Source organism: Pseudomonas sp. WSY_20 (assembly GCF_043104335.1).
Taxonomy (GTDB): Bacteria; Pseudomonadota; Gammaproteobacteria; order Pseudomonadales; family Pseudomonadaceae; genus Aquipseudomonas; species Aquipseudomonas parafulva_B.
In genome coordinates, this window is the sequence record NZ_JBICKP010000045.1 from 98,253 (window position 1) to 110,416 (window position 12,164).

The 12,164-nt window shown below is 61.7% G+C and carries 10 protein-coding genes and 1 tRNA gene; 2 read left to right on the forward strand and 9 right to left on the reverse strand.

The window, feature by feature from the left end; translation table 11 throughout:
- Positions 1-99 precede the first annotated feature (99 nt).
- From asd to leuC, 5 genes are all read right to left on the reverse strand, one after another.
- The gene (gene asd, locus ACF8E5_RS11730) at positions 100-1,212 is read right to left on the reverse strand and encodes an aspartate-semialdehyde dehydrogenase (RefSeq protein WP_058637677.1); all 1,113 of its coding nucleotides are present in this window, start codon (positions 1,210-1,212) and stop codon (positions 100-102) included.
- A 62-nt stretch (positions 1,213-1,274) separates the two neighbouring features.
- Positions 1,275-2,357, reverse strand: a complete 1,083-nt coding sequence (gene leuB / locus ACF8E5_RS11735; protein WP_023535973.1) for a 3-isopropylmalate dehydrogenase — start codon at positions 2,355-2,357, stop codon at positions 1,275-1,277.
- A 54-nt stretch (positions 2,358-2,411) separates the two neighbouring features.
- A complete protein-coding gene (locus ACF8E5_RS11740; protein ID WP_058637678.1) occupies positions 2,412-3,176 on the reverse strand; it encodes a class I SAM-dependent methyltransferase in 765 nt (254 codons plus the stop codon).
- Between the two features lie 139 nt (positions 3,177-3,315).
- Complete coding sequence (leuD, locus tag ACF8E5_RS11745) at positions 3,316-3,960, reverse strand: 3-isopropylmalate dehydratase small subunit (protein ID WP_058605545.1); 645 nt, start codon at positions 3,958-3,960, stop codon at positions 3,316-3,318.
- Entirely contained in the window at positions 3,957-5,390 is a 1,434-nt protein-coding gene (gene leuC / locus ACF8E5_RS11750; RefSeq protein WP_392475310.1) for a 3-isopropylmalate dehydratase large subunit, read from the reverse strand. Before leuC ends, leuD begins: the two co-directional genes overlap by 4 nt.
- Positions 5,391-5,520: 130 nt before the next feature.
- Between leuC and ACF8E5_RS11755 the strand changes: the two genes are divergently transcribed.
- Both ACF8E5_RS11755 and ACF8E5_RS11760 read left to right on the forward strand, forming a co-directional pair.
- Positions 5,521-6,399 carry a LysR family transcriptional regulator gene (locus tag ACF8E5_RS11755; RefSeq protein ID WP_058637680.1) on the forward strand — a complete coding sequence of 293 codons (879 nt, stop codon included), beginning with the start codon at positions 5,521-5,523 and terminating at the stop codon, positions 6,397-6,399.
- A 56-nt stretch (positions 6,400-6,455) separates the two neighbouring features.
- Entirely contained in the window at positions 6,456-9,740 is a 3,285-nt protein-coding gene (locus tag ACF8E5_RS11760) for an EAL domain-containing protein (RefSeq protein WP_392475312.1), read from the forward strand.
- Positions 9,741-9,806: 66 nt separating this feature from the next.
- On the opposite strand, the gene ACF8E5_RS11765 is transcribed toward ACF8E5_RS11760, so the two are convergent.
- The 4 genes from ACF8E5_RS11765 to ACF8E5_RS11780 form a co-directional block, all read right to left on the reverse strand.
- Positions 9,807-10,250: an Hsp20 family protein gene (locus ACF8E5_RS11765; RefSeq protein ID WP_027916483.1), complete on the reverse strand. Its 444-nt coding sequence runs from the start codon at positions 10,248-10,250 to the stop codon at positions 9,807-9,809.
- Positions 10,251-10,382: 132 nt separating this feature from the next.
- Positions 10,383-11,354 (reverse strand): tRNA-dihydrouridine synthase, encoded by a 972-nt coding sequence (locus ACF8E5_RS11770; RefSeq protein WP_058637682.1) that lies wholly within the window; start codon positions 11,352-11,354, stop codon positions 10,383-10,385.
- A 50-nt stretch (positions 11,355-11,404) separates the two neighbouring features.
- Complete coding sequence (locus ACF8E5_RS11775; protein ID WP_392475313.1) at positions 11,405-11,839, reverse strand: acyl-CoA thioesterase; 435 nt, start codon at positions 11,837-11,839, stop codon at positions 11,405-11,407.
- 159 nt (positions 11,840-11,998) lie between these two features.
- Positions 11,999-12,074: transfer RNA gene (locus ACF8E5_RS11780), tRNA-Glu, on the reverse strand.
- Positions 12,075-12,164: the final 90 nt, after the last annotated feature.

A 12,164-nucleotide genomic window follows, 5' to 3' on the forward strand; every position in this document is an offset into this window, starting at 1 on the left:
CGCCCGCTGTGCGCAGACTTCCCCTGCCACCTGCACTGCGCGCCGCAAAATAAAAAACCCGCGCTGGAAGCAGCGCGGGTTCGGGTACAGATGGCTGTATCAACGTTCCAGCAGGATCCGCAACATGCGACGCAGCGGCTCGGCAGCGCCCCACAGCAGTTGGTCACCCACCGTGAACGCCCCCAGGTACTGGGAACCCATGTTCAGCTTGCGCAAACGTCCAACCGGGATATTCAGCGTGCCGGTCACCTTGGTAGGGGTCAGTTCCTGCATGCTGATTTCACGCTGGTTGGGCACCAGCTTCACCCAAGGATTGTGCTGGCTGATCATGCCTTCGATGTCGGCGATCGGCACATCCTTGTTCAGCTTGATGGTCAGCGCCTGGCTGTGGCAACGCATGGCACCGATGCGCACGCAGATGCCATCCACCGGAATCGGGTTCTTGAAGCGACCCAGAATCTTGTTGGTTTCGGCCTGCGCCTTCCATTCTTCGCGGCTTTGGCCGTTGGGCAATTCCTTGTCGATCCAGGGGATCAGGCTGCCGGCCAGGGGGACGCCGAAGTTTTCAGCCGGATAGGCCTCGCTGCGCATGGCCTCGGCCACTTTGCGGTCGATGTCGAGGATGGCACTGGCCGGGTTGGCCAGGTCATCGGCGACCGCCGCATGGGTGGCGCCCATCTGCTTGATCAGCTCGCGCATGTTCTGCGCCCCTGCACCGGACGCTGCCTGGTAGGTCATGGCACTCATCCAGTCCACCAGACCGGCTTCGAACAATCCGCCAAGGCCCATCAGCATCAGGCTGACCGTGCAATTGCCGCCGATGAAGTTGCGGGTACCGGCGTCGAGCTGGTGATCGATGACCTTGCGGTTGACCGGGTCGAGCACGATGACTGCATCATCCTGCATGCGCAAAGACGAGGCCGCATCGATCCAGTAGCCCTGCCAGCCTGCTTCGCGCAGCTTGGGGAACACTTCATTGGTGTAGTCGCCGCCCTGGCAAGTCAGGATCACGTCGAGGGTCTTGAGCTCTTCGATGGAATACGCGTCCTTGAGCGGCGCGGTATCCTTGCCCACGTTCGGGCCTTGGCCACCAATATTGGAGGTGGTGAAGAACACGGGCTCGATAAGGTCGAAATCCTGCTCCTCCAGCATTCGCTGCATGAGCACGGAACCAACCATGCCGCGCCAACCGATCAGACCTACACGTTTCATCGCAACTACACCTTTGCTAAAAGTGGGCCGCCATCGGGATTGGGGATGGCGGGCCAGAGAGATTACAGATTCCGCAGCGCTGCGACTACTGCGTCGCCCATTTCCTGCGTACCTACTTTGCGGCAGCCTTCGGAGAAGATGTCGCCAGTGCGCAAGCCCTGGTCAAGCACCAGGCTGACCGCCTGCTCGATGGCCTCGGCGGCAGCCGACTGGTCGAAGCTGTAGCGCAGCATCATCGACACGGACAGGATGGTGGCCAACGGGTTGGCGATCCCTGCACCGGCAATGTCTGGCGCCGAGCCGTGGCAAGGCTCGTACATGCCCTTGTTGTTGGCATCGAGCGACGCCGAAGGCAGCATGCCGATGGAACCGGTCAGCATGGAAGCTTCATCCGACAGAATGTCGCCGAACATGTTGTCGGTCACCATGACGTCGAACTGCTTCGGCGCGCGCACCAGCTGCATCGCCGCGTTGTCGACATACATGTGGCTCAGTTCCACATCCGGGTAATCCTGTGCCACGCTCTCGACCACTTCACGCCACAGCTGGCTGGAAGCCAGAACGTTGGCCTTGTCCACCGAGCACAGCTTCTTGCCACGCACCCGCGCCATGTCGAAACCCACGCGGGCGATGCGCCGCACTTCGCTTTCGCTGTAGGGCAAGGTGTCATAGGCCTGGCGCTCGCCACCTTCAAGCTCGCGCTGACCACGTGGGGCACCGAAGTAGATGCCGCCGGTCAGCTCGCGCACGATGAGGATGTCCAGGCCAGAGACGATTTCCGGCTTGAGCGAGGACGCATCGGCCAGCTGCGGGTAGAGAATGGCCGGGCGCAAGTTGGCAAACAGCCCCAGCTGCGAGCGGATCTTCAGCAGGCCGCGCTCAGGGCGAATGTCACGCTCGATCTTGTCCCACTTGGGACCGCCCACGGCGCCGAGCAGCACGGCATCGGCCTGGCGTGCACGCTCCAGGGTTTCATCGGCCAGCGGCACCCCGTGCTTGTCGATGGCTGCGCCACCGATCACGTCATGGGTCAGGCTCAGGTCGAGCTGGAACTTGTCATTGGCCAGCTCCAGCACCTTGACGGCTTCGGCCATGATTTCAGGACCAATGCCATCACCCGGAAGAATCAAAATCTGCTTGCTCATGCTTTCCTCTATGCATTCACGCAGCGCGGCGAATGGGGCCGCGCCGAAAAAGGCTTAACGTTCTGCCCACAGCACCAGCACATCCGTGCTGAACGAGCCATCGGCCTCGATCTGGTAATACTGCCGTACTTCTTCGCCCATGGCTTGCTGCAGTTCGCGGATGGCCAGGCGCATCAGCTCAGGGGTGCGCATGCGCTCGACCCAACTGCCGAACTCCAGGCGCAGTGACTGCCGGGCATGACTGCGAACACGCAGGCCGGCCTCGCTGACCTGGCGCTGCCACTGGGCAGCAGAGTAATTGCGAACGTGACTGGTGTCGCGCAACACCTCTACTGCTTGCAGATACGTGTCCAGCAGCGGGCTACCCGGCGACATGACGTCAATGAATGCAGCCACACCGCCTGGCTTGAGCACGCGGCGCACTTCGCGCAGCGCCAGGCCCAGGTCGCTCCAGTGATGGGCTGAGTAGCGGCTGAACACATAATCGAACGAAGCATCGGCAAACGGCAGGGATTCTGCCGCGCCACGCTCGGTCATGATATTGGTCAGCGCACGATCGGCGGCAGCGTTGGCGACGACGTCCAGCATGGACTGGGAAAGGTCGTACGCGACCACCTGCGCCACCAACGGCGCAATCTGGAAGCTGACGTGACCTGCCCCGCAGCCCAGGTCCAGCACGCGTGCGTCGACCTGCCCCTGCAACTGGGCCTGCAACAGCGCGAACTCGCTGCCTTGAGCATGCACGGCGCTGCTAAGGTAGGCCCCAGCCTGATCGCCGAACTGGCGCTGAACCACATCGGTATGCTGCGTGCGCGTCATTGGAATGTCCTGGTGGTGGAGTAGTCGCCGATATGGGCTCGGCCATTGCGCCAGTGGCACTGGCTTGAGCCACGGTGCGTGGGTGACGCCGCTTGCACCGACCTGCTGGCAAGCAGGCCGGCGAGCGCGCAGGCTTTAGTCAGGCGTCGCGAAACAGCCAGGGTTGCGCAGCACGGTGCTTGTCCTCGAACGCCTTGATCGCATCGCTGTCCTGCAGGGTCAGGCCAATGTCGTCCAGGCCATTGAGCAGGCAATGCTTGCGGAATGCGTCGATCTCGAAGTGCAGCACCTTGCCATCTGGGCGTGTGACCGCCTGGGCCTGCAGGTCGATGGTCAGCTGGTAACCTGGCGCAGCTTCCACCTGCTTGAACAGCTCATCGACGTCTTCATCGCTGAGGATGATCGGCAACAAGCCATTCTTGAAGCTGTTGTTGAAAAAGATGTCGGCAAAGCTGGGCGCGATGATGCTCCGAAAGCCGTACTCGTCCAGTGCCCAAGGGGCATGCTCACGGCTGGACCCGCAACCGAAGTTCTCCCGCGCCAACAACACGCTGGCGCCTTGGTAGCGCTGGTGATTGAGCACGAATTCCTCGTTTACCGGGCGCTTGCTGTTGTCCTGATAGGGTTGACCTACGTCCAGGTAGCGCCATTCGTCGAACAGGTTGGGGCCAAAGCCTGTGCGCTTGATCGACTTCAAGAACTGCTTGGGGATGATCTGGTCGGTATCGACGTTGGCACGGTCCAACGGCGCAACCAGGCCAATGTGCTGAGTGAAAGCTTTCATGCTGCGCTCCCTTGGATCAACTCGCGGACATCGATGAAGTGGCCGGTGACGGCGGCTGCGGCGGCCATGGCCGGGCTCACCAGGTGCGTGCGGCCACCTGCGCCCTGACGCCCTTCGAAGTTACGGTTGGAGGTGGATGCGCAGTGCTCGCCGCTTTCCAGCCGATCGGGGTTCATGGCCAGGCACATCGAGCAACCTGGCTCGCGCCATTCGAAGCCGGCTTCGACGAATATCTTGTCCAGGCCTTCGCGCTCGGCCTGAGCCTTCACCAGGCCCGAGCCGGGGACGACGATGGCTTGCTTGACGCTGCTCGCCACCTTGCGGCCCTTGGCGATCTCCGCTGCCGCGCGCAGGTCTTCGATGCGCGAATTGGTGCACGAGCCTATGAACACGCGATCCAGGCGGATATCGGTGATCGCCTGGTTGGCCTTCAAGCCCATGTACTTCAAGGCGCGCTCAATGGAGCCACGCTTGACCAGGTCGGCTTCGGCAGCCGGGTCCGGCACACGCTTGTCGACGGCAAGCACCATTTCTGGCGAGGTACCCCAGCTGACCTGCGGCTTGATCTGCGTGGCATCGAGTTCGACCACGGTATCGAAAACCGCATCTTCATCGGAGACCAGGTCTTTCCAGGCCTGGACAGCACGGGTCCACTGCTCGCCCTTGGGCGAGTACGGGCGGCCTTCGACATAAGCGATGGTGGTGGCGTCAGTGGCCACCAACCCGACACGGGCACCGGCTTCGATGGACATGTTGCAGATGGTCATGCGGCCTTCCATCGACAACGCGCGAATGGCACTGCCGGCGAACTCCATCGCGTGACCGTTGCCACCGGCAGTGCCGATCTTGCCGATTACCGCCAGGACGATGTCCTTGGCCGTGACACCCGGCGACAGTTGCCCCTCGACCCGCACCAGCATGTTCTTCATCTTCTTGGCCACCAGGCACTGGGTAGCCAGCACGTGCTCGACCTCGGAGGTGCCGATGCCGTGGGCCAGCGCACCGAAGGCGCCGTGGGTTGAGGTATGCGAGTCGCCGCAGACCACGGTCATGCCTGGCAAGGTAGCGCCCTGTTCGGGGCTGATGACATGAACGATGCCCTGGCGCTCGTCGTTCATCTTGAATTCGACGATGCCGTATTCGTCACAGTTCTCGTCGAGGGTCTGCACCTGCAGGCGCGACACCTGGTCGACGATGGCCTCGATCCCGCCCTTGCGCTCGGGGGTGGTCGGCACGTTATGGTCGGGCGTGGCGATGTTGGCATCGATACGCCATGGCTTGCGCTTGGCCAGGCGCAGCCCTTCGAAAGCCTGCGGGGAGGTCACTTCATGGATGATGTGACGGTCGATGTAGATCAAGGACGAGCCGTCGTCACGGCGCTTGACCTCGTGGGCTTCCCAGAGTTTGTCGTAGAGCGTTTTGCCAGCCATCGGACTGTTCCTCATCAGCGTCTTTCTATGCCAAAGACCACTTGGCTTGTATGGGCGATGCTAGGGGGTTAGATTGAATAACTCAAATTCATATTTTTTATCCTTTGGATAACCAAAAGGAATTCAGTAAATGGACTTGGCCAATCTCAGCGCATTTATCGCCATTGCGGAAACTGGCAGCTTTTCCAGTGCGGCAGAACGCCTGTACCTGACCCAGCCCGCTGTCAGCAAGCGCATTGCTGGCCTGGAGCAGCAGTTGAGCACACGGTTATTCGACCGCCTGGGCCGCGAGATAACCTTGACCGAAGCCGGGCGGGCACTGTTGCCCAGGGCCTACCAGATTCTCAACGTACTGGAGGATACCCGACGGGCGCTGACCAATCTGTCAGGGGAAGTGGGGGGGCGCCTGACCCTGGCAACAAGCCATCACATCGGCCTGCACCGCCTCCCCCCACTGCTGCGGGCTTTCACCCGCCAATACCCGGCAGTGGCGCTGGATATTCAGTTCCTGGATTCGGAACAGGCCTACGATGAGATTCTGCATGGTCGAGCCGAACTCGCCGTCATCACCCTGGCACCTGAACCTCATCCCCTGATCAACGCTGTACCGGTATGGCAGGACGCGCTGGATTTCGTAGCCGCCCCGGAGCACCCATTGGCCAACAACGACGCCGTTACCCTTGCTGATGTGGCGTGCCACCCCGCCGTGTTTCCAGGGGGCAATACGTTCACCCACCACATTGTCCAGCGTCTGTTCGAAAGCCAAGGCCTGACACCGAACATCGCCATGAGCACCAACTACCTGGAAACCATCAAGATGATGGTATCGATCGGCCTAGCGTGGAGCGTGCTGCCGCGCACGATGCTTGACGAACAGGTGGCGCCCATCGCCTTGCCCGGCATTGGGTTGTCCCGCCAGCTAGGCTACATTCTGCACACCGAGCGCACCCTGTCCAACGCTGCCAAGGCGTTCATGGCCCTGCTCGATGGCCATGCGGCAAGCGCCTGAATAGCCGTCAGCCCGGCCCCTTCAAGGATGTGTCCCATGCCAAAGGTCTGGTAATCATGCCCAAATCAGCAAATCGCTTGATGCGCCTGCCGCGAATCCATGCGGCAGAGCCCGAGGCGGCGGAGCAGGCTTGGCAGAGTGCGCCGCAGCTGTTGGCTGCCCTGAACGGTGCACGCCTGGGTGCGTGGCTTTGGGATATCGAAAGCGGCCGGGTCAGTTGGTCCCGGGGCACCCAGGCCCTGTTCGGTTTCGACCCGCTGCGCGCCCTGCCCGGAGACATCGACTACCTGGACCTGCTGGCCGAGGAGGACCGCGCGCGAACACGCAAGGCGTTTCAGGCGGTGTTCGATGGCGAACCGGTAGGGCGAGCCATGCGCCACCGCATTCGCTGGCCAGACGGCAGCCTGCATTGGCTGGAGATCAATGGCAGCCTGACTTGCGACCCGCACGGCAGACCGCAGATGATTGGGGTAGTACGCGAGATCACGCGCCAGCGCGAGCGGGAAACCGCGCTAATGAATTCCGAAAAGCGCCTCGCTACCCTCTTCCACCTGAGCCCGAATGCCATTTTGTTGACCCGTCGTGATGACGGCATGATCTTCGAAGTCAATCAGCACTTCGAAGATACGTTCGCCTGGCCCGCCAGCCAAGTCATCGGCCGCACCAGCGTGGCATTGGGGTTGTGGGCCGACGCCGCGCAACGCCAGCACATGCTCGATTCTTCCCGCCTGAGCGGCGGCCCGTTGACCATGGAGGTGCAATTCCGCGGCAGCGACGGCAAGGTCCATGATGGCATCCTTTGCACCCAGGGCATCGAGCTCGAAGGCACCACCTATCAGCTCAGTACCTTCGTCGACACCACCGAGCGCAAGCGCGCGGACCTTGCCCTCAAGGACAGCCAGGAGCGTCTGGACCTGGCGCTGGACTCGGCGCAGCTGGGCACGTGGGACTGGCACATTCCCAGCGGCATGCTCTACGGTTCGGCCCGGGCTGCACAACTGCACGGGCTGCCGCCAGTAGCCTTTCACGAATCCTTCGATGCGTTTTTCGAAGGCGTTCCGGAACAGGAGCGCCTCTCCATGCGCAAGGCCTACAGCAGCCTGCGCGAAGGGCCGGCCGGCAATTATCAGTTCACGTACCGGGTACAGTTGGAGAACGGCGTCTCGCGGTATATCGAAAGCCGTGCGCGCTTGTATCGCGACGAGCACAGCAACCCTCTGCGCATGGCGGGCACCCTGCTCGACATCACCGACCAGGTTGAACGCGAGCTTCGCCTCAGTGCCTCGGAAGAAAAGTTTGCCAGCCTGTTTCAAGTCAGCCCCGACCCGATCTGCGTGACGCGTCAGGACACGGGACAGTTCATCGAGATCAACCCCGCCTTTACCCACACCTTCGGCTGGACGACCGAGCAGTTGATCGGCCGCACGGCCCAGGAGATAGGCCTGTGGGCCGAATCTGCCCTGCGAGCCCACCGCATCGAGCGGGTCATCCGCGAGCAGGTCTTGAGCAACGTGGCGTTGGTCGTCCACCACCGCAGTGGCGAAGCCTTGACCTGCCTGATCTCCAGCCGCCTCATCACGGTGGACAACCAACCCTGCAGCGTCACCACGCTGCGCGATATCACTCAACAGCAGCGGGCAGAGGCTGCGCTCAAATCCAGCGAAGAGAAATTCGCCAAGGCGTTTCACTCAAGCCCGGACGCCATCACCATCACCGAATGCCTAACTGGGCGCTACCTGGAAATCAACGACGGTTTCTGCCGGCTGACTGGATACTCGGCGGGCGACGTCGTCGGGCGCACCGTATTCGACATCGGAATCTGGACCGATGCGCAACAGCGAACCGCCTTGCTGGCTGAACTGCGCGAGCATGGCCGGGTACATCATCGGGAAATGCTGGGGCGCAACAAGCGCGGCGATCTCCTGACGGTAGAGGTGTCCGTGGAGCAGATCATGCTCAACGATGTAGAGTGCCTGCTGATGACCGCCAGGGACGTCAGCCAACTGAAACAAGCTCAGGCACAGATCCGTCACCTTGCCTACCATGACCCGCTGACCAATCTTCCAAACCGTGCCCTGCTGATGGAGCGGCTGGGTCAGCAGATTGCCCTGCTCAAGCGGCGCGACTTGCGTGGTGCCCTGCTTTTCCTCGACCTGGATCATTTCAAGCACATCAACGACTCGCTGGGCCACCCGGTCGGTGATGCCGTGCTCAAGATCATCACGGCCAGGCTTGAGGCCAGCGTACGTGTGGAGGACACCGTGGCACGGCTGGGTGGTGACGAGTTCGTGGTACTGCTCAGCGGCCTGGAAGGCAATCGTGATGAGGTGGAGCATACGGTTCGCCAGCTGGCTGACACCGTACGCGCCCTGTTGGCCCAGCCCATGTCACTCGACGGCCAGCGCCTGCAGGTGACCCCCAGCATTGGCGTGGCCTTGATCCCGGACCACGGCACAACCCCAGCCGATCTGCTCAAACGCGCCGACATCGCGCTTTACCGCGCCAAGGACTCCGGGCGCAATACGACTCAACTGTTTCACGCCACCATGCAGAAGGCGGCCAGCGAACGCCTGCGCATGGAGAGTGATCTACGCCTGGCGCTGGCCCGTGGCGAAATGGCCCTGCATTACCAACCACAGGTCGACGCGCGCGACAAACGGATCGTCGGCGCCGAGGTGCTGCTACGCTGGCACCACCCTCAACTCGGCCAGCAGTCGCCGGGCCAGTTCATCCAGGTCCTGGAGGAAAGCGGGTTGATTCTGGAGGTGGGCAACTGGGTACTCGATGAGGCGTGCGTTGCCTGCGCCCACCTGCTGGCCGACGGCTTGATCGATGTCGACGATTTCAGCCTGTGCGTCAACATCAGCCCGCGGCAATTTCGCCAGAAAGATTTTGTTGGCCGCGTCTTGCGCTGCCTCGACGACAGTCAACTGCCCAGGAAACTGCTCAAGCTCGAGATCACCGAAGGTATCGTCATCCAGAACCTAGAAGACACCATCGCCAAGATGCGAGAGTTGCAAAGCCACGGGGTAACGTTTGCCATGGACGACTTCGGCACAGGGTATTCCTCGCTGACCTACCTCAAACGCCTTCCAGTCGATGCCCTGAAGATCGACCAGACGTTCGTCCGTGACGTGACGATAGACCCCAACGATGCTGAAATCGTCCGCGCCATCGTGGCCATGGCGCTTAGCCTTGGGCTTGCGGTAATCGCCGAGGGTGTAGAGCTGGCCGAACAGCTGGCGTTTCTGGAAAAACTGGGGTGTCACCTGTACCAGGGCTACCTGCACAGCCGGCCTTTGCCGCTGCAGGCGTTTCGGCAACTGTTGCAAGCGCCCTGAAGTGGCGGCGCGCCAGCACAACGCAAGAAGGGCACCCTAGGGTGCCCTTCCTGTTGATGCGCTGGATCAATTCAGCGCGGGTTGCTCGCCGTTGATCGGGATGCGTTTGGCCTTGGCTTCTTCAGGCACGATACGCAGCAGATCGATGCTGAGCAGACCGTTGGCCAAGCCAGCAGCCTTGACCTCGATGTGGTCAGCCAGGCGGAAGGAGAGCTTGAAGGCGCGCTGGGCAATGCCCTGGTGCAGGTATGTCACTTCTGCCGAGCCATTGTCACGCTTGCCACCGGTAACGGTGAGCACGCCTTTTTCGACCTGAAGGTCGAGATCCTCTTCCTGGAAACCAGCCGCGGCAACCACAATGCGGTACTGGTCATCACCGTGCTTTTCCACGTTGTAGGGCGGGTAGCTGCTACCGGCCTCATTGCGGGCCGCGGATTCGAACAGGTCATTGAAGCGGTCGAAACCAACGGAGTGGCGGAACAGTGGTGCAAGAGAGAAAGCGGTAGTCATGGTCATAACTCCTGAGATATCAGCAAGTAAGTCATTACGCGACCCGAATTCGGCATCGCGTACTCAAGAGATATGGCCCATCAATGTGCTTTCAAGGGCAGTGCCAAAAAAAATTTCGGCGGTGCCAGGCGGTCACGCTACCTGTGCTTCATCTGCCGTCGGCGTCAGGCCAAGCAAGCGCCCGATGCGCGTGCAGTCCTCTTCGCGGCGCAACTCGGCAAACAGAAGTACGGCCTCGGGGTAGCTGCGCGTTAGCATGGCGACCCACTGCTTCATGCGTCCAGGGGCGTAACGGGGTGACAGTTTGGCCTGGGCCTGCCGCCAGAATGCCTGAAGTAGCGGCAGCAGTTGATCCCAACCCATGGCCTGGTAGGGCGTCCCGGCATTGGCGGCGGCGATCTGCATACCCAGGTCCGGGCGAGACACCAGGCCACGCCCCAGCATAATGTGCTCGGCGCCGCTGACTTCCCGGCAACGACGCCAGTCCTCGACTGTCCAGATCTCGCCATTGGCAAACACCGGCACCTTGACCACGTCCTGAACGCGCGCCACCCATTCCCAGTGCGCGGGTGGCTTGTAGCCTTCAACCTTGGTCCGCGCATGCACCACCAAATGGGCCGCCCCGCCCTCGGCCAGGGCCACGCCACAGTCCAGCGCCCCGTCCGGGCTGTCAAAACCCAGGCGCATCTTGGCGGTGACGGGGATCGAGGCAGGCACCGCGCGCCGGACCTCGCGGACAATGGCGTGAAGCAGCTCAGGCTCCTTGAGCAGCACCGCCCCGCCCCGGGACTTGTTCACCGTCTTGGCAGGGCAGCCAAAGTTGAGGTCGATTACCGGGGCGCCCAGCTCGCAGGCCAATGCAGCGTTATCGGCAAGGCACGCCGGGTCAGACCCCAGCAGTTGCACACGCATGGGCACCCCTGCCGCCGTATGCGCGCCGTTGCTCAGCTCGGGGGCCAGTTTATGGAACGAAGAAGCTGGCAGCAGACGATCACAGACGCGGATGAATTCGCTGACGCACCAATCGACGCCGCCTACGCGGGTCAGCACGTCTCGCAGAATGTTGTCGACCAGCCCCTCCATCGGGGCCAGAGCAATTTGCATGGAATGATCTCGGCGCAAAAGGCGGCAGTCTAGCAAAATTTGCGCGTACTTCAGGCCAGGATCAGCGCTGGCGCGTAACCTTCCAGAAATTCGGCAGGCATGCGCCTGGGTTTGCCGGTAGAGAGCTCGATACAGGCAAAGGTGGTCCGGGCGCGGAGCAATACTACCCCATCGCGCGCACGGCGCAGCTGAAAGCGTCGGGTCATGCGCAGACGCTGGTCCCAGTCGACGATCCAGGTGGCTAATTCCAATTCGTCACCTTCGTAAGCGGCGGCGAGGTAATCGATTTCGTGACGGACCACCGCCATGGCGCGATCAAGCCGGCGATACGCCGCCAGGTCCAATCCCAGGCGTTGGGAATGCCGCCAGGCGCACCGCTCCAGCCAGGTGACGTAGACGGCATTGTTGGCATGCCCCAGGCCATCGATGTCTTCACTGCCGACATGCACGTCGATGATGAAAGGTGTGGGCAGGTCCCAGCTCATGTTGATGTCCCAAGGGCAAAAGGGGGATTTAGCAGTGAGCGAACGAAAAATGTCTACCCCAGAACGGAGGGCGGCGTTGGGATTTTTTCGGTAGAAAAAACAAAAGGCCCATTCAATATGCGAATGAGCCTTTAAAGTCCCGCAAAACGCGGGTAAACGTGGCGTCCCCTAGGGGACTCGAACCCCTGTTACCGCCGTGAAAGGGCGGTGTCCTAGGCCACTAGACGAAGGGGACGTAACCTTCGCAAAAGTCTGCAATGCAAACCCTGGCAGTAATTGGTGGAGCTAAGCGGGATCGAACCGCTGACCTCCTGCATGCCATGCA

Bases quoted from the DNA above. Each gene is read 5' to 3' on its own strand.
- ACF8E5_RS11765 (WP_027916483.1), bottom strand. From the start codon at position 10,250: ATGACTACCGCTTTCTCTCTTGCACCACTGTTCCGCCACTCCGTTGGT.
- ACF8E5_RS11755 (WP_058637680.1), top strand. From the start codon at position 5,521: ATGGACTTGGCCAATCTCAGCGCATTTATCGCCATTGCGGAAACTGGC.
- leuB (WP_023535973.1), bottom strand. From the start codon at position 2,357: ATGAGCAAGCAGATTTTGATTCTTCCGGGTGATGGCATTGGTCCTGAA.
- leuC (WP_392475310.1), bottom strand. From the start codon at position 5,390: ATGGCTGGCAAAACGCTCTACGACAAACTCTGGGAAGCCCACGAGGTC.
- ACF8E5_RS11760 (WP_392475312.1), top strand. From the start codon at position 6,456: ATGCCCAAATCAGCAAATCGCTTGATGCGCCTGCCGCGAATCCATGCG.
- asd (WP_058637677.1), bottom strand. From the start codon at position 1,212: ATGAAACGTGTAGGTCTGATCGGTTGGCGCGGCATGGTTGGTTCCGTG.
- ACF8E5_RS11740 (WP_058637678.1), bottom strand. From the start codon at position 3,176: ATGACGCGCACGCAGCATACCGATGTGGTTCAGCGCCAGTTCGGCGAT.
- ACF8E5_RS11775 (WP_392475313.1), bottom strand. From the start codon at position 11,839: ATGAGCTGGGACCTGCCCACACCTTTCATCATCGACGTGCATGTCGGC.
- leuD (WP_058605545.1), bottom strand. From the start codon at position 3,960: ATGAAAGCTTTCACTCAGCACATTGGCCTGGTTGCGCCGTTGGACCGT.
- ACF8E5_RS11770 (WP_058637682.1), bottom strand. From the start codon at position 11,354: ATGCAAATTGCTCTGGCCCCGATGGAGGGGCTGGTCGACAACATTCTG.